The sequence below is a fragment of the Pseudomonas alcaligenes genome (assembly GCF_014490745.1).
In the GTDB taxonomy this organism is placed as follows: Bacteria; Pseudomonadota; Gammaproteobacteria; order Pseudomonadales; family Pseudomonadaceae; genus Aquipseudomonas; species Aquipseudomonas alcaligenes_C.
The window spans coordinates 779,570-801,892 of sequence record NZ_LZEU01000001.1; the positions used below are offsets into that span (position 1 = coordinate 779,570).

At 67.4% G+C, this 22,323-nt stretch carries 21 protein-coding genes; 7 read left to right on the top strand and 14 right to left on the bottom strand.

Annotated features, from left to right (window positions below; genetic code table 11):
• Positions 1–19 precede the first annotated feature (19 nt).
• The 7 genes from A9179_RS03485 to fabR form a co-directional block, all read right to left on the bottom strand.
• On the bottom strand, positions 20–607 hold the full coding sequence (locus A9179_RS03485) for an LOG family protein (protein WP_187804471.1): 588 nt from the start codon (positions 605–607) through the stop codon (positions 20–22).
• Positions 608–829: 222 nt separating this feature from the next.
• Positions 830–1,723 (bottom strand): hypothetical protein, encoded by an 894-nt coding sequence (locus A9179_RS03490; RefSeq protein ID WP_187804472.1) that lies wholly within the window; start codon positions 1,721–1,723, stop codon positions 830–832.
• A gap of 137 nt (positions 1,724–1,860) precedes the next feature.
• A complete protein-coding gene (locus A9179_RS03495; RefSeq protein ID WP_187804473.1) occupies positions 1,861–2,433 on the bottom strand; it encodes a HupE/UreJ family protein in 573 nt (190 codons plus the stop codon).
• Positions 2,434–2,443: 10 nt separating this feature from the next.
• Complete coding sequence (gene ureG, locus A9179_RS03500; protein WP_187804474.1) at positions 2,444–3,058, bottom strand: urease accessory protein UreG; 615 nt, start codon at positions 3,056–3,058, stop codon at positions 2,444–2,446.
• 13 nt (positions 3,059–3,071) lie between these two features.
• On the bottom strand, positions 3,072–3,746 hold the full coding sequence (locus A9179_RS03505; RefSeq protein ID WP_187804475.1) for an urease accessory protein UreF: 675 nt from the start codon (positions 3,744–3,746) through the stop codon (positions 3,072–3,074).
• Complete coding sequence (ureE, locus tag A9179_RS03510; RefSeq protein ID WP_187804476.1) at positions 3,743–4,243, bottom strand: urease accessory protein UreE; 501 nt, start codon at positions 4,241–4,243, stop codon at positions 3,743–3,745. The genes A9179_RS03505 and ureE overlap by 4 nt, the downstream gene beginning before the upstream one ends.
• Before the next feature lie 162 nt (positions 4,244–4,405).
• A complete protein-coding gene (fabR, locus tag A9179_RS03515) occupies positions 4,406–5,041 on the bottom strand; it encodes an HTH-type transcriptional repressor FabR (RefSeq protein WP_187804477.1) in 636 nt (211 codons plus the stop codon).
• 150 nt (positions 5,042–5,191) lie between these two features.
• Between fabR and A9179_RS03520 the strand changes: the two genes are divergently transcribed.
• Positions 5,192–6,280 carry a flavin reductase family protein gene (locus tag A9179_RS03520; protein WP_187804478.1) on the top strand — a complete coding sequence of 363 codons (1,089 nt, stop codon included), beginning with the start codon at positions 5,192–5,194 and terminating at the stop codon, positions 6,278–6,280.
• A gap of 33 nt (positions 6,281–6,313) precedes the next feature.
• Positions 6,314–7,393 carry a fatty acid desaturase family protein gene (locus A9179_RS03525; RefSeq protein ID WP_187804479.1) on the top strand — a complete coding sequence of 360 codons (1,080 nt, stop codon included), beginning with the start codon at positions 6,314–6,316 and terminating at the stop codon, positions 7,391–7,393.
• 52 nt (positions 7,394–7,445) lie between these two features.
• Here the strand turns inward: A9179_RS03525 and A9179_RS22870 are convergent, their stop codons facing one another.
• The 6 genes from A9179_RS22870 to A9179_RS03555 all read right to left on the bottom strand — a co-directional run bounded on the left by A9179_RS22870 (position 7,446) and on the right by A9179_RS03555 (position 14,292).
• Positions 7,446–8,039 carry a heme utilization protein gene (locus A9179_RS22870; protein ID WP_223123164.1) on the bottom strand — a complete coding sequence of 198 codons (594 nt, stop codon included), beginning with the start codon at positions 8,037–8,039 and terminating at the stop codon, positions 7,446–7,448.
• 152 nt (positions 8,040–8,191) lie between these two features.
• Positions 8,192–8,929: a class I SAM-dependent methyltransferase gene (locus A9179_RS03535; RefSeq protein ID WP_187804480.1), complete on the bottom strand. Its 738-nt coding sequence runs from the start codon at positions 8,927–8,929 to the stop codon at positions 8,192–8,194.
• 30 nt (positions 8,930–8,959) lie between these two features.
• A complete protein-coding gene (locus tag A9179_RS03540) occupies positions 8,960–9,898 on the bottom strand; it encodes a lysylphosphatidylglycerol synthase transmembrane domain-containing protein (RefSeq protein WP_187804481.1) in 939 nt (312 codons plus the stop codon).
• A gap of 227 nt (positions 9,899–10,125) precedes the next feature.
• The gene (locus tag A9179_RS03545) at positions 10,126–12,426 is read right to left on the bottom strand and encodes an FdhF/YdeP family oxidoreductase (RefSeq protein ID WP_187804482.1); all 2,301 of its coding nucleotides are present in this window, start codon (positions 12,424–12,426) and stop codon (positions 10,126–10,128) included.
• Positions 12,423–13,256: a formate dehydrogenase accessory sulfurtransferase FdhD gene (fdhD, locus tag A9179_RS03550; RefSeq protein ID WP_187804483.1), complete on the bottom strand. Its 834-nt coding sequence runs from the start codon at positions 13,254–13,256 to the stop codon at positions 12,423–12,425. Before fdhD ends, A9179_RS03545 begins: the two co-directional genes overlap by 4 nt.
• Positions 13,257–13,392: 136 nt before the next feature.
• Entirely contained in the window at positions 13,393–14,292 is a 900-nt protein-coding gene (locus tag A9179_RS03555; RefSeq protein ID WP_187804484.1) for a LysR family transcriptional regulator, read from the bottom strand.
• A gap of 366 nt (positions 14,293–14,658) precedes the next feature.
• Between A9179_RS03555 and A9179_RS03560 the strand changes: the two genes are divergently transcribed.
• Positions 14,659–16,101 carry a high affinity choline transporter 1 gene (locus A9179_RS03560; RefSeq protein ID WP_187804485.1) on the top strand — a complete coding sequence of 481 codons (1,443 nt, stop codon included), beginning with the start codon at positions 14,659–14,661 and terminating at the stop codon, positions 16,099–16,101.
• A 47-nt stretch (positions 16,102–16,148) separates the two neighbouring features.
• Here the strand turns inward: A9179_RS03560 and A9179_RS03565 are convergent, their stop codons facing one another.
• On the bottom strand, positions 16,149–16,736 hold the full coding sequence (locus A9179_RS03565; protein WP_187804486.1) for a HutD/Ves family protein: 588 nt from the start codon (positions 16,734–16,736) through the stop codon (positions 16,149–16,151).
• A 188-nt stretch (positions 16,737–16,924) separates the two neighbouring features.
• Between A9179_RS03565 and hutI the strand changes: the two genes are divergently transcribed.
• Genes hutI through hutH form a run of 4 tightly spaced genes read left to right on the top strand, consistent with a single transcriptional unit; the run spans position 16,925 to position 22,300 of the window.
• Positions 16,925–18,142, top strand: coding sequence for an imidazolonepropionase (gene hutI, locus A9179_RS03570; RefSeq protein WP_187804487.1), 1,218 nt, complete (start codon positions 16,925–16,927; stop codon positions 18,140–18,142).
• Positions 18,132–19,067, top strand: a complete 936-nt coding sequence (gene hutG / locus A9179_RS03575; RefSeq protein ID WP_187804488.1) for a formimidoylglutamase — start codon at positions 18,132–18,134, stop codon at positions 19,065–19,067. Before hutI ends, hutG begins: the two co-directional genes overlap by 11 nt.
• A 25-nt stretch (positions 19,068–19,092) precedes the next feature.
• Positions 19,093–20,754, top strand: a complete 1,662-nt coding sequence (gene hutU / locus A9179_RS03580; protein WP_187804489.1) for a urocanate hydratase — start codon at positions 19,093–19,095, stop codon at positions 20,752–20,754.
• Between the two features lie 13 nt (positions 20,755–20,767).
• Positions 20,768–22,300 (top strand): histidine ammonia-lyase, encoded by a 1,533-nt coding sequence (hutH, locus tag A9179_RS03585; RefSeq protein ID WP_187804490.1) that lies wholly within the window; start codon positions 20,768–20,770, stop codon positions 22,298–22,300.
• Positions 22,301–22,323: the final 23 nt, after the last annotated feature.

Here is a 22,323-nt window from a genome sequence, read left to right on the forward strand (position 1 = left end):
CCTGTCAGGCTACTGCTGCTCAGCCCGGATTGCCGGCCGGCCACTTGGGCGCCACGTCGGCCTGCCACTGGCCCAACTGGTCGAGCAGCTCCACGGGGTTTTCGCTGCGGTGCAGCATGGCGCGGTGGTGCGGGCGGACGAAGCCTTCGCCGACCAGGTGATCGAGGAAGGCGCCGAGCTGGCGGTACAGGCCGTTGACTTCCAGCAGGCCGAGGGGCTTGCCGTGGTAGCCGAGCTGGCCCCAGGTCCACACCTCGAACAGTTCTTCCAGGGTGCCCAGGCCGCCGGGCAGGGCGATGAAGGCGTCGGCCAGTTCGGCCATGCGCGCCTTGCGCGCGTGCATGCCGTCGACAACTTCCAGGCGGGTGAGGCCCTTGTGGCCGATTTCCGAGCGTTCCAGGCTTTGCGGGATGATGCCGATGACCTGGCCGCCGGCAGCCAGGGCGGCGTCCGCCACTATGCCCATCAGTCCGACCGCGCCGCCGCCGTAGATCAGGGTCAGGCCGCGTTCGGCCAGGGTGCGGCCGAGCAGGGCGGCGGCTTCGGCGTAGATCGGCTGGCTGCCGGTGCTGGCGCCGCAGAAGACGCAGACGGATTGCAGTTGCATGGGGCTCTCCCGGGGAACAAAGGCGCCCAGAGTAGAGCCCCGCGAGCGATCAGGCCAGCTCGTGGGGGCAGTTGCCGCTGGCGCCGGCGGCATAGGTGGCGAGCAGGCAGCGCAGCAGGTCGTGGACGTTCATCGGAGTCGCTCCTCGGTTGTCTGCCTTGATACTAGGCGGGCGGCGGGTGCCGTGCCGGTTGATTGTCTCGATGGTGGCGATAGAGCGATTCAGTGCGGCAGCGTGGTCAGATCCTGCTGCGCGCGCTGGGCGAAGAAGCGGTCTATCCAGGCCTGGTAGTGATGCAGGGTAGCGGGCGGCACATAGGCTTTCTGCGCGGCGATGAAGTGGCTGATGACCTCGGGCTGGCGGGCGATGGTATCGATGCGGCGGATCAGTTCGGCGCCCTCGGCGGTCTTGCTGCAGTAGATGCCACTGACATAGGGCGTGCTGGTTTCCTGCAGCGGCAGCAGGCTGAGGTCACGGGCGAAATCCTGCTGGCGCTGCACGTACTGGACGACCTCGGCGTAGTCCAGCAGGTAGTCGATGCGCCCGTGCTCGAGCATGCCGTAGAGGTTGCTGCCGGCGCTGCTGGTCTGGATACGCAGCAGTTGCGCCTGCACATCAGCGGCTTGCAGCAAGGGGTCGAGCACCGGGCCGTAGCTGCGGTCGAGCACCAGGCCGCCACGCAGGTTGCGCTCATGCAGCAGTTGCTGCAGGGAAATCTCGGCCTGGCCGGCACGGATCCGCTCGACGTCCGTGGTACGAACCACCAGTTGGTGCGGCATGGTGGCGAACAGGCCGACGTAATAACCGTGCTCGGCACGCTCGGGCGTGGGGAAGGCCGGCAGGAAACAACTCAGCGATTCGCGCTTGAGCTGTTCGAGGCCACGGGTCAGGTTGGCCATGCTGTAGCGGTGCTGGTAGTCGGGCAGGCGCTGGGTGATCTGCTGCAGCAGGTCGACGATGATGCCGTTGTCTGGCTGGCCATTGCGGATATTGATCAGTCCTGGCCAGGGGCTCATGTGCCAGGTGATCTCGTTGCTCGGCGCCTGCCCGGCCCAAGTCGGCGGTGCCGCGCAGAGCATCAGCAGAACCAGCAGGGCGCGAAGGCGCGGGGACATGGGCGAAACCTGACAGGAGGTGACCCTGCCAGTTTAGGGGCTGTTGCCGTTTCATGCTCGCTGGTGGCGGCGCCAGTTTTCCGCGCAGCCGGGCTGCGCGCCTTGCCACTGCGCGCGGCCCGGAGCCAATGGTGGGCTCAGCCGGCCAGCAGCCAGACCCCTGCCCCAGCCGAGGCCGCACCAGCCAGGCGCACCAGTGGCGCGGCCGCTCGGGGCAGACTGCGCACCAGGGCATAGCCGCTGGCATGCAGAATCGCGGTGGCGGCGACGAAGCCGGCGGCATAGCTCCAGGGGCTGGCCAGTTCCGGCAGTTCCAGGCCGTGGGCCAGGCCATGGCTGAGGGCGAACAGCGTGGTCATGCCCAAGGCCAGGCTCAGCGGCAGGCGCGCGGCCACGGTGACCAGCAGGCCGAGGGCGAGTACCGAGGCGGCGATGCCGGTTTCCATGAAGGGAATCTGCAGCCCGGCAAAACCCAGCACGCCGCCCAGCAGCATGCTGGCGACGAAGGTGGCGGGCAGCGCCCAGCGTGCGGCGCCCTGCTGCTGCGCGGCCCACAGGCCGACGGCGAGCATCGCCAGCAGGTGGTCGAGGCCGGTGAGCGGATGGGCGACGCCGGCCAGCAGCCCGTAGCTGTCGTGCCCGGGGTGGGCGAAGGCCACAGCCGGGGTGAGGAACAGGGCCAGGGCGTAGAGGGCTTTGCGTACTTGCATGAGGGTCTCCTTAGGCGGCGCTGAGCATGCCGTGGCGTTCGATGAAGGCGATGATCTCGTCGAGACCCTGGCCGACTTTCTGGTTGCTGAACACGAACGGCTTGTCGCCGCGCATCTTCTTCGCGTCGCGATCCATGACTTCCAGGGAGGCGCCGACCATGGGCGCCAGGTCGACCTTGTTGATCACCAGCAGGTCGGACTTGCAGATGCCCGGGCCGCCCTTGCGCGGCAGCTTGTCGCCGGCGGAGACGTCGATCACGTACAGGGTCAGGTCGGACAGCTCGGGGCTGAAGGTGGCGGACAGGTTGTCGCCGCCGGACTCGACGATGATCAGGTCGAGGCCGGGGAAGCGCTGGTTGAGCTGCTCCACTGCTTCCAGGTTGATCGAGGCATCCTCGCGGATCGCCGTGTGCGGGCAGCCGCCGGTTTCCACACCGATGATCCGCTCCGGCGCCAGGGCTTCGTTGCGCACCAGGAACTGGGCGTCTTCCTGGGTGTAGATGTCGTTGGTGACCACGGCGATGTTGTAGCGCTCGCGCAGGGCCAGGCACAGGGCCAGGGTCAGGGCGGTCTTGCCGGAACCGACCGGGCCGCCGATGCCGATACGCAGGGGTTGGCTGTTCATCTGAGCTTCCTTATCAAGAGCGGAAAAGACGGCTGTACTGGCGCTCGTGCGCCATGCTCGCCAGGGCCAGGCCGAAGGCGGCGCTGCCCCAGTGGGCGGGTTCGAGTGCGCTGGCCTGGCGCTGCGCCTGCTCCAGCGTCGGCAGCAGTTGCGAGGTCAGGCGCTGCGCGGCTTGCTGGCCGAGCGGCAGGGTTTTCATCAGCACTGCCAGCTGGTTTTCCAGCCAGCCCCACAGCCAGGCGGCCAGGGCGTCCTGCGCGGCGATCTGCCAGGCGCGGGCGGCCAGGGCCCAGGCCGTGGCCAGGCCGATTTCGCCCTGCTCGGCGAGGAAGGCGCGGGCGGCCTGATCCAGCTCCGGCAGGCCGTCGAGCAACTGCTTGAGCGAGTAGCCCATCTGCCGGCTCTCCAGGGCCAGCTCGCGGGTTTCGCGGCTGGCGCGATGACGTGCCGCCAGCTCGCTCAGCTGCGCCCAGTCCTGCGCGGCGGCCGCGTTGCAGTGGGCCAGCAGCAGCGGCGCTTCGAAGCGCGCCAGATTGAGCAGCAGCTGGTCGGCCAGCCAGCGCTCGGCGCTGTCTGGGTCGTGCACCAGGCCTTGTTCCACGGCCATTTCCAGGCCCTGAGAATAGCTGTAGCCACCGATCGGCAGCTGCGGGCTGGCCAGCCTGAGCAAGGCCCAGGCAGGGTTCATGGGCGCACGCCGAACTGGTGCAGGCGCGGCGCGTAGCTGAACTCGGCGTCGCCAGCATGGGAATGGTGGTGGCCGCCGCCGTAGGCGCCATGTTCGGGCTGGAACGGCGCCTCGATCACGCAGGTGCTGGCGCCGAGCTGGTCGAGCATGGCCTTGAGCACGTAATCGTCGAGCAGGCGCAGCCAGCCGTCGCCCAGCTGCAGGGCGACATGTCGGTTGCCCAGGTGGTAGGCGGCGCGGGTCAGCTCGAAGGTGCTGGCGCAGGTGACATGCAGCAGGGTTTCCGGGCGCGCACAGACGCGCACGATGCGGCCGTCCTCGGCACGCAGGAAGTCGCCATCGTGCAGCGGCGGCTGGCCGCGCTCGAGGAACAGACCGACATCTTCGCCGGCGGCGCTATAGCAGCGCAGGCGGCTCTTGCTGCGCGCGTCGAAGCTCAGGTGCAGCTCTTCGTCCCAGTGCGGCTGGGCGCCGAGACGGTGGTGGATCACCAGCATGGGGATTTCCGGCCAGGTACAGGAGCCATTGGCAGAGCAAGGGGCTTGCCAAGATGGTGCAGGGCGCGGGGATAGAGTCTGGGCGGGGGCTGTGCCAGAAGTTGGGGCTGGCGCTGTGCTGTTTTGGTGCGCAGTGGCTTTTGCTGCGCTCTTGTGGTGCCTTTACTCGGGGCGCCGGCCCAGGCCACGCCAGTGCTTGGCGCCGATGAAGATGAAGCGCAGCTGCTGGGTCATCTTGGCTTCCGGGGTCAGGTGCGCGGGGAGCGGGATGGCAGGCGGGTCGATCAGTTCCGGCAGGGTGGCGAACACGGTCTTCACCACCAGGTCGGAGACGACGTCCAGATCCGCATCGGCGAGGTGCGGGGTGCGGTTGAGCAGCTTGAGGTCGGCGGCCAGGTCGTCGGTGATCTGCTGGCGCAGCTGGCCGATGGCCTGGCGCACCGATTGCGAGCCGCCGTACTGCTCGCGGGCGAGGAACAGGAACTGGTTGCGGTTGGCGCTGACGGCGTCGAGGAAGATATGCGCACTGGCCTCGATGATGCTGCCCATCTCGAACTGGCTGCGGCGCACTTCGCGCAGGGTGCTGCGGAAGGTGGCGTCGACTTCGGCGACCAGTGCCAGGCCGAGCTGATCCATGTCCTCGAAGTGCCGGTAGAAGCCGGTCGGCACGATGCCGGCGGCGCGGCTGACTTCACGCAGGCTGAGACTGTCGAACCCGCGATTGCTGTCCATCAGGCTGCGTGCGGCATCCATCAGGGCCTGGCGGGTCTGCTGTTTCTGTTCGGCGCGTGGCGACATGGGCTCTCGAAATTCCGGCCTGCTGCGGGTTTGCGCCGCACTCTAACAAATGCCCTTTGGGGGCGTCGAACCGGTATTTCAGTGAACAAGTGTTGACTGATAAGGCTGCGCCTGCCATTTTGTGTACAAGTGTTCACTGGATGGCCGATCATGACTCTTTTTCCTCTCGCCTGGGGGCGCGCCTTGGCGCCCCTGTTGCGCCCGCTGCGCTGGCTGGTGGCCCATGCCTGGCTGCGCGAGTCGGAGATCGACGGCGTGCTGGCCTGGCTGCAGCCGACCTGGCGTCTGAACCGGGTATTCGCCCGTGTCGAAGGGCGCGAATGGGTCAGCCAGGACATGCTCGCCTTGCGCCTGCGCTGCAATGGCAACGCTCGGGGCTGGAAGGCCGGCCAGCATGTGCAGCTGTACCTGGTGCTGGATGGCGTGCGCCACAGCCGCAGCTACAGCCTGACCCGCGTCGGCGCCGGCGGGCGCATCGAGCTGGCGATCCGCCGCCAGCCGGGCGGACGGTTGTCCAACCGCCTGCTCGATCACCTGGCCGTCGGCAGCGTGCTGGAGCTGGGCGCGGTGGGTGGCGAGCTGCACTGGCCCGCGCAGGCCGGCGGGGTTGCGCTGCTGGCGGCCGGCAGTGGTATCACGCCGCTGCTCGGTCTGCTGCGCGAAGCGCTGGCGCGCGGCTTCAGCGCGCCGGTGCGACTGCTGCACTACGTGCGCGAGGCTGGGCAGTGCGCCTTCGTCGGCGAGCTGCGTCAGCTGATGCAGGAGTACCCCAATTTCTCGGTGAGCTGGTCGCTGACCGGCGTGCAGGCGCCCGCGCAGTTTCCGGTCGGGCGCCTGTGCGCCGAGCATCTGGCCGGTCTGGACGGTTTCAGCCTGCTGGCCTGCGGCTCGGCCGGTTTCGTCGAGTCGGTGCGCAGCTACTGGGCCGGGCCGTTGCAGATCGAGGCTTTCACTGCCCCGGCGCGCCGCGTCGAGCCCGGCAGCGCGGTGCAGCTGCAGTTCGTGCGTTCGCGCCAGGCCATGCAGGGCGACAACGCGCACAGCCTGCTGGAGCAGGCCGAGGCCCATGGGCTGCGCCCGGCCCACGGCTGTCGCCAGGGCATCTGCGCCAGCTGTACCTGCACCCTGCTGGCCGGCACGGTGCGCGACCTGCGCAACGGCGAGCTGTTCGCCGAACCGGGGCAACCCATCCGCCTGTGCATCAATGCCCCCCATGGCGATGTGCAGATCGATCTCTGAAACCTGTTTCTGAAACTTTTGCAGGATGCCGCCATGCGCCATGATCGCGAATTGACCCCAGCCGAGCTCGACGCCTTCGGTGCCGAGCTGGATGCCTTGCGCAAACGCATCCTGGCCGACCTCGGCGAGGTCGATGCGCGCTATATCCGCCGGGTGCGCAGCGCCGTGCGGCTGTGCTGCTGGAGTGGCCGGGCGCTGCTGATGCTCGGCTGGTTCCCGCCGACCTGGTTGCTCGGCAGCCTGCTGTTGGGACTCGGCAAGATCCTCGAGAACATGGAGCTGGGGCACAACGTCATCCATGGCCAGTACGACTGGATGAACGACCCGGAATTCGCCGGACGCACCTATGAATGGGACATAGCCGGGCCGGCTGACTTCTGGCGGCACACCCACAACCACGTACACCACACCTGGACCAATGTGCTGGGCATGGACGACGACGTCGGCTATGGCGTGGTGCGCCTGTTTCCAGAGCAGCGCTGGAAGCCGTTCTACCGCTGGCAGCCGCTGTGGGTGACTCTGCAGGCGTTGCTATTCCAGTACTCGGTGGCGATCCAGCATCTGCGCCTGGACAAGCTGTACAAGGGCAAGATCAGTCGGGACGAGGTACGCCCGCTGCTGCGCCAGTTCAATGCCAAGGTGTTGCGCCAGTGGTTCAAGGACTACCTGGTGTTCCCGCTGCTGGCGCTGGCGTTCGGCGCCAATGCCCTGGCCGTGCTGGCGGGCAATGGGCTGGCCAACCTGCTGCGCAACCTGTGGACTTTCACCGTGATCTTCTGCGGCCACTTCACCGAGCAGGCAGCAGTGTTCGCCAAGGAGTCGGTGGCCGGCGAGAGCCGTGGCCACTGGTACCTGCGCCAGCTGCGCGGGTCGAGCAACCTGTCAGGCGGCAAGTTGCTGCACATCCTGACCGGCAATCTCAGCCACCAGATCGAGCATCACCTGTTCCCCGATCTGCCGGCCCGGCGCTATGCCGCGCTGGCCGTCGAGGTGCAGGAGATCGCCGCGCGCTATGGCCAGGTCTACAACTGCGGGCGACTCTCGGCGCAGTTCGCCACGGTGCTGAAGCGCATCTGGATCTACCGCCTGCCGCCGGCGCCCAGCGTGGGCTGAAGACGTAAAAAAGCCCGGCCGGTGCCGGGCTTTTGATTGGTTTGCGTCTGGCTTATGCCGCAGTAGAGCCGCCAGTGCGCTCGTAACCGCTTTCGGCGACGGTGGAGCCGCCAGTGCGCTCGTAACCGCTTTCAGCGACGGTGGAGCCGCCAGTGCGCTCGTAACCACTTTCAGCGACGGTGGAACCGCCAGTGCGCTCGTAACCGCTTTCGGCCACGGTGGAACCGCCAGTGCGCTCGTAACCGCTTTCAGCGACGGTGGAGCCGCCAGTGCGCTCGTAACCACTTTCAGCGACGGTGGAACCGCCAGTGCGCTCGTAACCGCTTTCGGCCACGGTGGAACCGCCAGTGCGCTCGTAGCCGCTTTCAGCGACGGTGGAGCCGCCAGTGCGCTCGTAGCCGCTTTCGGCCACGGTGGAGCCGCCAGTGCGCTCGTAACCGCTTTCGGCGACGGTGGAACCGCCAGTACGCTCGTAACCGCTTTCGGCCACGGTGGAGCCGCCGGTGCGCTCGTAGCCGCTTTCATTGACGGTGGCATGGCTGGCTGGCTTCAGTTCGATCAGCGGCGGCTGGTCTTTGCCCGGCAGGGCGAAGGCGCTGGTGGTCAGGGTGGCCAGGATCAGGCTGGCGAAGATGTGCTTGTTCATCTTGGGCTCCTCGTGGGGGCGTAAGTGAGTACGGAGCCCATCTTACGGATCGCGCCAAGATTAAGAATTTGACCCTTCTGATAGTAACCATCGATGCCAGTAATACGGGCTGAAAGCCATATGGCTACTGGCTTGGTTGATTGTCTGCTCGGTCAGCTTTGCAGCTTGCTGGGGGTGAACAGACAGGTCAGGTAGCGGTTGCTGAAGCCGTAGCGCAGCATCGCGGCGAGGCGGGCGAACAGGTACAGCGGGTGCTGCCGATAGTACAGCAGCACGGCATTGCCGACACCTTCGGAGCGGTGCTGCTTGGCCTTGTCCGGGCGCCGCGAGAACAGGCCCTTGAACTGCCACCACTGGATCTGTTCCAGGTGCTGCTGCGCCTGCAGGCCATGCTGGCCGAACAGGGCAAGGAACGAGCGCCGGCTGAAATCGTGCAGGTGGTGCGGGTTACCGTCCAGGGTCGGGGTAATCGGCACCGAGGCGATCACCCGACCGCCGCTGCCCAGCAGGCGCGCGTAGTTGGCGATCAGCTGCTGCGGGCGCGGCAGGTGCTCGATGGTTTCCAGGCTGACGATGCTGTCGAACGGCGTGCTGTCGGCGAACTGCTCTGCATCGGCGCAGACATAGCGCAGGTTGGGCAGCTGGTAGTGCTGCTGGGCGTAGGTGATGGCGGCCGGGTCGATGTCGACGCCGGTGACCAGCTTGTCCGGGTGGCGCTCGGCCAACAGCGCAGTGCCGTAGCCGCAGCCGCAGGCCATGTCGAGCACCCGTGGGCCATGCAGGTGGACGGCGGCGAACTCGTAGCGCTCGAGATGAATGCGCAGGGTGTGCTGGTCATCCTGGCTGTGCGGGTCGAAATCCTTGGGGTAGATCCGCTCGATGCTGTGCATACCACAACCCTGTGGTGAAAGGAGATTGGCTCAGTCGCCGCGTCGGCGCCTGGCCCATTGTGTCCATTCGAAGCCCAGTACCACCAGCAGGGACAGGGCGAACGGCAGCAGCAGGTAGAACACCCGGAACACGATCAGCGCCGCCAGCACATCGGCGGTGGGCAGTTCCGGCATGGCGGCGAGGAAGCTCACTTCCAGTACGCCGAGGCCGCCTGGGGCATGGGACAGCAGCGCCAGGGAGAAGGAGACGAGGAACACCCCGAGCACCACCAGATAACCCGGATTGCTCTCCACCGGCAGGGCGAAATAGATGATCGCCGCGGCGCAGGCCAGCTCCAGCGGGCCGGCCAGCAACTGGCGGGCAACTATGCCCAGGCGTGGGTATTCGACATGCAGCTTGCCCCACTTCCATGGCTTGAACTGGCGCCAGGAGCCGAGCACATAGAGTGCCACCAGGCCCAGCATCAACAGGCCGAGGGCCACCGACAGCCAGGGGCTGACATTGGCCACGCGCTCGATCAGTTGCGGTTGCGAGACCAGCACCGTGCCGCCGCAGAGCAACGCGCCGAGGGCGAAGGTGAAGGAGCAGAAGAAGATCAGCAGGCCGATTTCAGGTGGCGCCAGGCCCTTGCTGGAATAGGCCCGGTAGCGCACCACGGCGCCGGAGAACACCGAGGCGCCGATGTTGTGGGCCAGCGCATAGGTGGTGAAGGAACAGAGGGTGATGAACCACCAGGAGATCTTTTTGCCCAGGTGGGCGATGGCGATACGGTCGTACCAGGCCAGGGCGAAGTAGGCACCGGCGGTGGCGCCTGCGGCCATCAGCCAGTTGTGCGCGCGAATGGCATGCAGGCTGTGCGACAGCTCGTTCAGGGAGATGGTGCGAATCTCCTTGTAGAGCAGGTAGCAGGAGAGCACGACGGCGAGCAAACCGATCAGGGTCCAGATCCAGTCGCTCCTTTTCATCATCCGCGGTGGCTCCTCGAACCCTTTTCGCCGCTCTGCTGGCGGCACGTGCAACTGAAAAAACAATAGGTGCGCTCACCGAAAATGGCGTGAAAACCGGCAGAACGGGGCGCAAATCGCGGTGCAGTATCACGGACGCGGCGGCGCGGCTCAAGTCGTTCGCCTCTCAGGACGTAACCGACTGTTTCCGCAAACGCGCTGCGCCCAGGCCCGCCGGGGCCTGGCGCGATTCAGAGGATGCGCTGTTCGGTCGCAGCCGCCTGCAGGCGAATGGCGATGAACTTCGAGGTGGGGGTGTGGCTGCCAACCCCGTAGCTGTCCAGCGGCACCAGCGGGTTGGTTTCAGGATAGTAGGCGGCGGCCTGCCCGGCCGGAGTGTCGTAGGCCAGCAGGGTAAAGCCGTGCACCTTGCGCTCGATGCCGTCGTCCCACAGGGACAGCACATCGACCTTCTGTCCGGGGACGAAACCCAGGCGCTGGATGTCCTGCGGGTTGACGAACAGCACTTCGCGCATGCCGCGCACGCCGCGGTAACGGTCGTCGAGGCCGTACAGGGTGGTGTTGTACTGGTCGTGGGAGCGCAGGGTCTGCAGCACCAGGTGCGGTGCTTCGGCCTGGCTGCGCACTTCGGCGGGGAGCAGGTGCTCGGGCAGCGGGTGAGCCAGGAAGCGTGCCTTGCCGCCCTCGGTGTTCCAGCGCCGGCTGGCGGCGGCATTGCCCAGGTAGAAGCCGCCGGGCTGGGCGAGGCGGGCGTTGAAGTCGGCGAAGCCGGGAATGCAGTCGGCGATCAGCTCGCGGATGCGCGCGTAGTCCTCGGCCAGGTGCAGCCAGTCCACCGGGCGGGTACCGAGCAGGGCGTTGGCGATGCCGGCGATGATCGCCGGCTCCGAGCGCATCTCCCGCGACAGCGGTGCCAGTTGGCCCTTGGAGGCGTGCACCATGCTGAACGAGTCCTCCACCGTCACCGCCTGCGGGCCGCCGGCCTGCAGGTCGAGGTCGGTACGCCCCAGGCACGGCAGGATCAGCGCCTGCTTGCCGTGCATCAGGTGGCTGCGGTTGAGCTTGGTGCTGATCTGCACGGTCAGCGCGCATTGCTGCAGGGCGGCGTGGGTGCGCGGGCTGTCCGGAGTGGCCTGGGCGAAGTTGCCGCCGAGACCGATGAATACCTTGCTGCGGCCCTCCAGCATGGCGTTGATCGCTTCCACCGTGTTGTGCCCCTGGGCGCGCGGCACCGGGAAGTCGAAGCGGCGCTGCAGGGCGTCGAGGAAGAACGCCGGTGGGCGCTCGTTGATGCCCATGGTGCGGTCGCCCTGCACGTTGCTGTGGCCACGTACCGGGCACAGGCCGGCGCCGGGCTTGCCGATATTGCCGCGCAGCAGCATGAGGTTGGCGATTTCCTGGATGGTCGCCACCGAATGACGGTGCTGGGTTATGCCCATGGCCCAGCAGGCGATTACCCGCTCGGCGCGGACATACAGGCGCGCAGCCTGCTCGATCTCGCTGCGGGCCAGGCCCGACTGGGTCTCGATCTGCGCCCAGTCGCTGGCCTCCACGGCCGCCAGCCAGTCGCTCAGGCCGGCGGTGTGTTCATCGATAAAGCGCTGGTCGAACACGCTGCCCGGCCGTTCGCGCTCCCATTGCAGCAGGTACTTGGCCATGCCGCGCACCACGGCCATGTCGCCGCCCAGGTGCGGGCGGAAGTAGGCGCTGCTGGTCGGTTGCGAGCCGTTGCCGAGCATTTCCAGTGGGTGTTGCGGGTGCTGGAAGCGCTCCAGGCCGCGCTCCTTGAGCGGGTTGAAGCAGACCACGCTGGCGCCGCGCTGCACCGCCTCGCGCAGCGGTTCGAGCATGCGCGGGTGGTTGGTGCCGGGGTTCTGGCCAAACACCAGGATGGCGTCGGCATGCTCGAAGTCGGCGAAGGTCACCGTGCCCTTGCCGACCCCGACGCTCTGGCCGAGGGCCACGCCGCTGGCCTCGTGGCACATGTTCGAGCAGTCGGGGAAGTTGTTGGTGCCGTAGGCGCGCACCATCAGCTGATAGAGGAAGGCTGCTTCGTTGCTGGCCCGCCCGGAGGTGTAGAACTCGGCCTCATGCGGGCTGGCCAGGCGCTGCAGCTCGCTGGCGATCAGGGCGAAGGCGCTGTCCCAGTCGATCGGCAGGTAGCGGTCGCTGGCCGCGTCGTAGCGCAGCGGTTCGATCAGCCGGCCCTGGTGCTCCAGCCAGTAGTCGCTCTGTTCGCGCAGCTGGGCGACGCTGTAGCGGGCGAAGAAGGCGCGGCCGATGCCGCGCTTGGTGGCTTCCCAGTTGACCGCCTTGGCGCCGTTCTCGCAGAACTTCACCAGGTGGCTGTCGGGCGAGTCGCCCCAGGCGCAGCCGGGGCAGTCGAAGCCGTCGTCCTGGTTGGTCTTGAGCAGGGCGCGCAGGTTCTTGATCGGTTGCTTACTGTCCAGCCAGTGCTGGGTCACGCTGCGCAGCGCGCCCCAGCCGGCGGCCGGGCCGGAGTAGGGCTGGTAACGGGGCTGGGCGCTCATGCTCGGGACTCCTCGCTGCACGGTGCCGGGCTGTAGACCCGTGGCGCGTGCTGGTGGGGCAGGTGGATCAGGTTGAGGTGGTGGTGGCGGGCCCAGTCCACGGTCAGCGCGGTCGGCGCGGACAGGCTGACCAGGCTGCCGATGCCGGCGCGTACCGCCTTGTGCAGCAGCTCCAGGCTGCAGCGGCTGGTGACCACGGCGAAGCCGGCGCGGCCATCCAGGCCTTCGTCCTGCAGGGCACCGATCAGCTTGTCGAGGGCGTTGTGGCGGCCGATGTCTTCGCGGCACAGGCGGATGCTGCCCTGCTCATCGACAAACAGCGCGGCGTGCAGGGCGCCGCTGCTGCGCGCCTGCAGCTGGGCCTCGGCAATGCGCGGGCGCAGCTGCTGCAGGTGGGCGGCGGGCGGCAGCGGGGTGGGCGGCAGTGGGGTGAGCTGCGGCAGGGCCTGCTCCAGCGCCTCCACGCCGCACAGGCCACAACCGCTGGCCCCGGCCAGCTGGCGGCGCTGGCGCTTGAGGGCCCAGAAGGCGCGGCTGCTGATGCGCACCTCGGCCTGGCGGGCTTCGCCGAGGCCTTTCAACTGGATGTCATAGATATCGTCGATGGATTCGACCAGGCCGGCACTCAGGCTGAAGCCGCGGACGAAGTCTTCCAGATCGCCGGGGCTGACCATCATCACCGCATGGCTCAGCCCGTTGTAGCTGATCGCCAGGGCGCACTCCGCAGCCAGAGCGGCTTGCGCGCAGCTGCTCGGGCTGCCCAGTTCGGCGTAGGCATAGCCGGCGGCGACGGCGCTGATGCGGCTATGAGTGATGGCGCTTGCAGGCATGATGCGGGCCTCCCGGGAGCAATTGGCTCAGCCTAGGCCTGTGGCGTAGGGGCGTCTAATCGCTGTTGCCGATAGATTGATCGAGCCAATCTATGATGTCCGCGGTCGAGCGCTGGCGCTCTGGCGAATGCGCTGTTCAGCCGGCGGTGCGCAGCTCGCTCAGCAGGCGCTCTGCCTCGACGAAGCAGGCCTCGGCCAGGGCCGAGCCGGGCGTGCCGTGGTGGCGGATCAGGCCCAGCGGGGCGAGGGTGTGGGCGTCCTCGATGGGGGTCAGCTGCAGATGTTCGCTGAAACCGTCCAGGCCGCTGTCCAGCGGCATCACCGCGCAGCACAGGCCGGCACTGGCGGCCAGCAGCAACTGGTGCACGGCGTCGCTTTCCAGGCGTGGTTGCGGGGTCAGGCCGCGGCTGCGCAGGGCGTGGTCGATCGACTGGCGAAAGTGCATGCCGCTCGACAGCAGGCCCAGCGGCAGGCCGGCCACGGCCTCCCAGCTCAGGCTCGGGCTGGCGAAGCTGAAGTGGCGGCGGTCGTGCAGCAGGCCCATGCGCGTGTCGGCCAGCTCCAGGCTGGCGAACTGGCTGCGATCCAGGCGCTCCAGGTAGGAGATGCCCAGATCCAGCTGGTTGCGCCCGAGGCGTTCGAGGATCTGCTCGCTGCTCAGGGCGAACAGGCGAAAGCGCAGCTCCGGATGGGCGCTGGCGAAGCGGCTGACCAGGCGCATCGGGTCGAAGCCGCCCAGCGGCACCACGCCCACGCGCAGGGTGCCGACCAGCTGCCCGCGGCAGGCAGCTGCCTCGGCGTACAGGCCGTCCTCGGCGGCCAGCAGGCTGCGCGCCCAGCCCAGCACGCGCTGGCCGGCCTCGGTGAAGCCTTCGAAGCGCTGGCCGCGCTGCACCAGCTCCAGGCCCAGCTCCTCCTCCAGGTTGCGCAGGCGCATGGACAGGGTTGGCTGGGTCACGTGGCAGCGGGCGGCGGCCTGGCCGAAGTGGCGGGTTTCGTCGAGGGCGACGAGGAACTTGAGCTGCTTGATATCCATGGCCGGGCCGCTGCAGGGGGGTGTGGCGACGATACTGCCTGGGCCGGCGCCTGTCAGCCGCGGCCGACAGAAAAGTGGGTGTCAAAAATATAGAACTGCCTGGTTCTGGTGCGCGCTGTAAAAGCCACTATTTTCAGTGAGTTGGTGGATGTAACAGGGCGTGTCGTCGGGTTGTCGCAGGAAAACGGCCAATTTCGTTTGACATATTTTACGCTTTTGCCACACTGCGCCCCCGCTTCGCAGGGCTGGGTCGAGTTCCGCCTGCGATAGCCCGAGGTCAATAACAAAACACCACCTGTTGTCCGCCTGGTCGCCTGCCGTGCACCACGTCGAACCAAGCGGACTGATGTATATGGACGGGGAAAAATGCTGATCTGGTTCGTTGCGCTCTACTTGCTGGTTACCGTGGGCATCGGCTTCTACGCTGCCACTCGGGTGAAAAACTCCCGCGACTTCGCCGCCGGCGGTCGTAGCATGGGCTTCCCGATCGTCGCGGCCATGGTGTTTGCCACCTGGTTCGGCTCCGAGGCGGTACTGGGCATTCCGGCCAGCTTCATCGAGGACGGTTTTGCCGGGATCATCGAAGACCCGTTCGGCTCCTTCGGCTGCCTGATGCTGGTCGGCCTGGTGATTGCCCGTCCGCTGTACCGGATGAATCTGCTGACCATCGGCGACTACTTCAAGAAGCGCTTCGGTCCGAACGTCGAGATGATCATCAGTCTGGTGATCATCGTCTCCTACCTGGGCTGGATCGCCGCGCAGCTGACCGCGCTGGGCGTGGTGTTCAACGTGATCTCCGACGGCGCCGTGACCACCACCCAGGGCATGCTGCTGGGTACCGCCATCGTCCTGCTGTACACCCTGTTTGGCGGCATGTGGTCGGTAGCCCTGACCGACTTCTTCCAGATGCTGATCATCGTCTGCGGCCTGGTCTACCTGACCTGGCTGGTCGGCGACATGGCCGGCGGTGCCGACGTGGTGATCAGCCATGCGGCCAGCGAAGGCAAGTTCACCTTCATCCATAACTTCGAGGCCAAGGACATCGTCGCCTTCATCGGCGCGGCGGTAACCATGATGCTCGGTTCGATCCCGCAGCAGGACGTGTATGCCCGGGTGATGTCGGCCAAGACCGAGAACATCGCTGCGCGCGCCTCGATGTTCGGTGCCGCGTTCTACCTGTGCTTCTGCATGCTGCCGATCTTCCTGACCTATGCCGCGTCGATGATCGATCCGGAAATGGTCAAACGCTGGCTGGCCGAGGACGCGCAGATGATCCTGCCGCACCTGATCCTCGAGCGTACCCCGCTGTTCGCCCAGATCATGTTCTTCGGTGCGCTGCTGTCGGCGATCATGTCCACCGCCTCCGGCACCCTGCTGGCACCGTCGGTGACCTTCACCGAGAACGTGCTCAAGCGCTTCATGCCGGTGATGAGTGACAAGCAGTTCCTGCTGGCCATGCGTATCACCATCGTGGTCTGCGCTGCCGCCACCCTGACCTTCGCCCTGTACTCGGACGCCAGCATCTACGAGATGGTCGGCAACGCCTACAAGGTCACCCTGGTCGCCGCCGTGGTGCCGCTGTTCGCCGGTCTGTTCTGGAAGCGCGCTACCACCCAGGGCGCCCTGGTGGCCATCGCCTTCGGTCTGACTTCCTGGATCTACCTGGAAGCCACCCTGACCGACGAGGCCTTCTGGCCGCCGCAACTGGCCGGTCTGCTGTTCAGCCTGGCCGGCATGCTGATCGGTTCGCTGCTGCCGCAACTGCATCGCAACGCCGGTGAGTCGACCATGGTGGCTCAGCCCCAGTAAGCGCAGCGTTGTCTGACAAACCCCGCCCTTTGGCGGGGTTTGTCGTTTCAGGGCTGGCGATACAGGCGACCTATATAAAGAAGGGCGCCCGTGGTGGTGCTCAGCGTCGGTTCGGCGAGAGGCTGCTCCAGCAGCAGGCCCTGGCCTTCGTCGAGGCTGTAGGCGGCTGCGCCCGGCAGTTGCACGACGAGCGGGCCGGCCTGGCAGTAGATCAGCAGGATATCGGCGGCGTGGGGCAGTATCTGTGTGCCGTCCAGCTGCAGGGCCTGCAGTTCATGGCGCCAGGCGCTGCGCCGGGTCATCAGGTTGAAGTCGCTGATCGGGCCGTCCACCAGCTCGGCGCTGACCTCGTCCTCGCCGGCGAACACCAGCGGTGGGTCGCCAGGGCGCAGCGTTCGCGGCTGGCCGTTCAGCTGCAGGTCGAGGCCTGCGCCATCGAGCAGGGCCAGGCTGCGCTCGACGCCGGCGAAGCGCGAGAACGGCCCGCTGCTGGCGACCCGTGCGCAGCTGATGCGCCAGGCGAAGTCCTCCAGGTCGGCGCCTGCCGGGGCGATCGCCAGTTCGCAGGTGGTGCCGCCGCCATTCTTCCAGGGCATCTGCCGCGCCAGGTGGCGGTCGAGTCGCTGAATGTGCATGCCGTTCGTCTCCTGGCTAAATGTATATACATAATGATCAATCCTTGAGCGCCTAGCAACTCTGCGGCCTGCGCACGATTCTGTCTAGGTTGGCGGGCATGCTTCGAGAATGCTGGCGCGATGCCATGGCTTGACGTGGTAAAGCTTTCCCTTTAAATGTATATACATTGAAGCGAGAGAGCACTTCCATGTCCCTGTCTCCTCAGTCGCGCCGGCTCTGGCGTGACGTCACTCTGTTTGATGGCCTGCATGTACTGCCTGTGCCTATGACCGTGCTGGTCGCAGGCGCGCAGGTGGCCGGCCTGTGGCCCCGGGGCGAGTTCGACGAGCGCCTGGCGGCTGGTGCCGTCGAGTCCGGCCGCGGCGGGGTGATGACTCCCGGCCTGATCGACTGCCACACCCACCTGGTGTACGCCGGCAACCGTGCCGATGAATTCGAGCAACGCCTGGAAGGCGCCAGCTACGCCGAGATCGCCAAGGCCGGCGGCGGCATCCTCAGCACCGTGCGCGCCACCCGCGCCGCCAGCGAGGAACAGCTGATCGCCGCCAGCCTGCCGCGCCTGGACGCGCTGCTGGCCGATGGCGTGACCACGGTCGAGATCAAGTCCGGCTATGGCCTGACCCTCGCCGACGAACTGAAGATGCTGCGCGTGGCCCGCCAGCTGGGCGAGCTGCGCCCGGTGCGGGTAATGACCACTCTGCTCGGCGCCCATGCCCTGCCACCGGAATACGCCGGCCGCGCCGACGATTACATCCGCCTGGTCTGCGAGGAGATGATCCCGGCGGCTGCGGCCGCAGGCCTGGCTGATGCGGTGGACGTGTTCTGCGAAGGCATTGCCTTCAGCCCGGCGCAGTGCGAGCTGGTGTTCCAGGCCGCGCAACGCCACGGCCTGGCGCTCAAGGCGCATGCCGAGCAACTCTCCAACCTCGGCGGCAGTGCCCTGGCGGCGCGCTACGGTGCGTTGTCCGCCGACCATATCGAATACCTCGACGAGGCCGGCGTACAGGCCATGGCCGCCGCCGGCACCGTAGCCGTGCTGCTGCCCGGCGCTTTCCACTGCCTGCGCGAGACCCAGCTGCCGCCCATCGACCTGCTGCGCCAGTACGGCGTACCGATGGCGCTGGCCAGCGACGCCAACCCCGGCACCTCGCCAATCTGCATGCCCAGCCTGCTGGCCAACCTGGCCTGCACCCTGTTCCGCCTCACCCCGCGCGAGGCCCTGGCCGGCATGACCGCCCACGCTGCCAACGCCCTCGGCTTGCCGGGCCTGGGGCGCATTGTCGTCGGTGCCAGCGCCGACCTGTGCCTGTGGGATATCCAGCACCCGGCCGAACTGGCCTACGCGGTGCAGGCCGGGCGCCTGCGCCAGCGCATTTTCAATGGAGCTGTCAGCCATGAACGTTGATCGTTTTTCCATGGACGCCTGGAGCGGCCGCGTCGACCCCGAGCCGGACAGCGCCCGCTGGCACCAGCGCATCCAGCCGCTCGCCGCCGACAGCCAGCCGGGCGTGGCCCTGCTCGGTTTTGCCTGTGACGAGGGGGTACGGCGCAACCATGGTCGTGTCGGTGCGGCCAATGCCCCGCACAGTGTGCGCCGGGCCCTGGCCAACCTGGCCTGGCACCGCCAGGCACCGGCCTTCGATGCCGGCGACGTGACCTGCAGCGATGGCGATCTGGAAGCCGCCCAGGCGCGCCTTGGCCACAGCGTCTGCGCGCTGATGGATGCCGGCCACCTGCCGCTGGTGATCGGTGGCGGCCACGAGGTGGCCTTCGGCAGCTGGTCCGGCCTGGCCGAGCATCTGTCCGGCCATCCGGCTCCACGCATCGGCATCGTCAATTTCGACGCCCACTTCGACCTGCGCGACCCGGCCCATGTGCATTCCTCCGGCACCCCCTTCGCGCAGATCGCCGAGCAGTGCGCCGCCCGCGGCTGGCCGTTCCGCTACGCCTGCCTGGGCGTCAGCCGCGCCAGCAATACCCGCGCGCTGTTCACCCGCGCCGCCGAACTGGAGGTGCTGGTACGCGAGGACCGCGAGATTCGCGAGTCGACCCTGGAGGCGATCGGCGCCGAGCTGGACACCTTCGTCGCCGGCTGCGATGCCCTCTACCTGACCATCGACATCGATGTGCTGCCCGCCTGCGAGGCCCCCGGGGTCAGCGCCCCGGCGGCCCGTGGCGTACCGCTGGCCCTGCTCGAACCGCTGCTGGAGCGGATCAAGGGCAGCGGCAAGCTGCGCCTGGCCGACCTCGCCGAGATCAACCCGAACCACGACATCGACAACCGCACCGCCAAAGTGGCGGCGCGCCTGATCCACCTGCTGACCCTCTAAGCCCCAACAAGAACCAGGAGCCCCCATGACCAAGTTCCGCGATATCGAAATCCGTGCCCCGCGTGGCAACCAGCTGACCGCCAAGAGCTGGCTGACCGAAGCGCCGCTGCGCATGCTGATGAACAACCTCGACCCGGAAGTGGCTGAGAACCCGAAGGAACTGGTGGTGTACGGCGGTATCGGCCGCGCCGCACGCAACTGGGAGTGCTACGACAAGATTGTCGCGACCCTCAAGGAACTGAACGACGACGAGACCCTGCTGGTGCAGTCTGGCAAGCCGGTCGGCGTGTTCAAGACCCACAGCAATGCGCCGCGTGTGCTGATCGCCAACTCCAACCTGGTGCCGCACTGGGCCAACTGGGAACACTTCAACGAGCTGGATGCCAAGGGCCTGGCCATGTACGGCCAGATGACCGCCGGTTCGTGGATCTACATCGGCAGCCAGGGCATCGTCCAGGGCACCTACGAGACCTTCGTCGAGGCCGGCCGCCAGCACTACAACGGCAACCTCACCGGCCGCTGGGTGTTGACGGCGGGCCTGGGCGGTATGGGCGGCGCTCAGCCGCTGGCCGCCACCCTGGCCGGCGCCTGCTCGCTGAACATCGAGTGCCAGCAGAGCAGCATCGACTTCCGCCTGCGCAGCCGCTACGTCGATGAACAGGCCAAGGATCTCGACGACGCCCTGGCGCGCATCGCCAAGTACACCGCCGAAGGCAAGGCCATCTCCATCGCCCTGCTGGGTAACGCCGCCGAGATCCTGCCGGAACTGGTGCGCCGTGGCGTGCGTCCGGACATGGTCACCGACCAGACCAGCGCCCACGACCCGCTCAACGGCTACCTGCCGATCGGCTGGAGCTGGGAGCAGTACAAGGACCGCGGCAAGACCGACCCGGCCGCGGTGGTCAAGGCCGCCAAGCAGTCGATGGCCGTGCATGTGCAGGCCATGCTCGACTTCCAGAAGCTGGGCGTGCCGACCTTCGACTACGGCAACAATATCCGCCAGATGGCCAAGGAAGAAGGCGTGAGCAATGCCTTCGATTTCCCCGGCTTCGTCCCGGCCTATATCCGCCCGCTGTTCTGCCGCGGCATCGGCCCGTTCCGCTGGGCGGCGCTGTCCGGCAACCCGGAAGACATCTACAAGACCGACGCCAAGGTCAAGGAACTGATCCCCGACGACGCCCATCTGCACCGCTGGCTGGACATGGCTCGCGAGCGCATCAGCTTCCAGGGCCTGCCGGCGCGCATCTGCTGGGTCGGCCTGGGCCTGCGGGCCAAGCTCGGCCTGGCGTTCAACGAGATGGTTCGCTCCGGCGAGCTGTCCGCACCGGTAGTGATCGGCCGCGACCACCTGGACTCCGGCTCGGTGTCCAGCCCCAACCGCGAGACCGAAGCCATGGCCGACGGCTCCGACGCCGTGTCCGACTGGCCGCTGCTCAACGCACTGCTCAACACCGCCAGCGGCGCCACCTGGGTCTCGCTGCACCATGGCGGCGGCGTCGGCATGGGTTTCTCCCAGCATTCCGGCGTGGTGATCGTGTGTGACGGCACCGATGAAGCGGCCGCGCGCATCGCCCGTGTGCTGACCAACGACCCGGGCACCGGGGTGATGCGTCATGCCGACGCCGGCTACCAGATCGCCATCGACTGCGCCCGCGAGCAGGGCCTTAAACTGCCGATGATCGGTTAAGGACCGCGCCCCCATGAACGCCCTGACTCTGCAACCCGGCCAGCTGACCCTGGCCGACCTGCGCGCCGCCTACCAGGCCCCCGTGCGCCTGACCCTGGACGTCGCGGCCTACCCGGCCATCGACGCCAGCGTCGCCTGTGTCGAGAAGATCATCGCCGAAGGCCGCACCGCCTACGGCATCAACACCGGCTTCGGCCTGCTGGCGCAGACCCGCATCGCCACCGAGGATCTGGAGAAGCTGCAGCGCTCGCTGGTGCTGTCCCACGCCGCCGGTATCGGCGAGGCGCTGGACGACGCCATGGTGCGGCTGATCCTGCTGCTCAAGATCAACAGCCTGGCGCGCGGTTTCTCCGGCATCCGCCGCCCGGTGATCGAGGCGCTGATCGCCCTGGTCAACGCCGAGGTCTATCCGCATATCCCGCTGAAGGGCTCGGTCGGTGCCTCCGGCGACCTGGCGCCGCTGGCGCACATGTCGCTGGTGCTGCTGGGCGAAAGCCAGGCCCGCTATAAAGGTCAATGGCTGCCGGCCAGCGAGGCGCTGGCCGTGGCCGGCCTGCAACCCATGACCCTGGCTGCTAAGGAAGGCCTAGCCCTGCTCAACGGCACCCAGGTGTCCACCGCCTATGCCCTGCGCGGGCTGTTCGAGGCCGAAGACCTGTACGCCGCCGCCACCGTCTGCGGCGCCCTCAGCGTCGAGGCCATGCTCGGCTCGCGGGCCCCCTTCGATGCGCGCATCCATGCCGCCCGTGGTCAGCGCGGACAGATCGACGCGGCCGCCGCCTACCGTCATCTGCTCGGTGCCAGCAGCGAGATCGGCCGCTCCCACGCCGCCTGCGACAAGGTGCAGGATCCCTACTCCCTGCGCTGCCAGCCGCAAGTGATGGGCGCCTGCCTGACCCAGCTGCGTCAGGCTGCCGAGGTGCTGGCGGTAGAAGCCAACGCGGTGTCGGACAACCCGCTGGTGTTCGCCGCCGAAGGCGAGGTGATCTCCGGGGGCAACTTCCACGCCGAGCCGGTGGCCATGGCCGCCGACAATATCGCCCTGGCCATCGCCGAGATCGGCTCGCTGTCCGAGCGGCGCATCTCGCTGATGATGGACAAGCACATGTCGCAGCTGCCGCCGTTCCTGGTGGCCAATGGCGGGGTCAACTCCGGCTTCATGATCGCCCAGGTCACCGCCGCGGCCCTGGCCAGCGACAACAAGGCGCTGGCCCACCCGCACAGCGTCGACAGCCTGCCCACCTCGGCCAACCAGGAAGACCACGTGTCGATGGCGCCAAACGCCGGCAAGCGCCTGTGGGAGATGGCTGCCAACACCCGTGGCGTGCTCGCCGTGGAATGGCTGGGCGCCTGCCAGGGCCTGGATTTCCGCGAGGGCCTGCACAGCTCGCCGACCCTGGAACAGGCACGCAGCGCCCTGCGCGCCAAGGTGCCGTACTACATCGAGGACCGTTTTTTCGCCCCGGACATTGCCGCGGCCGATGCCCTGCTCGCCGAGCGGGTGCTAACGCCACTGCTGCCGGCGCGTCTGCTACCCAGCTGCTGATGGCGCTTTAACAACAGCCACTA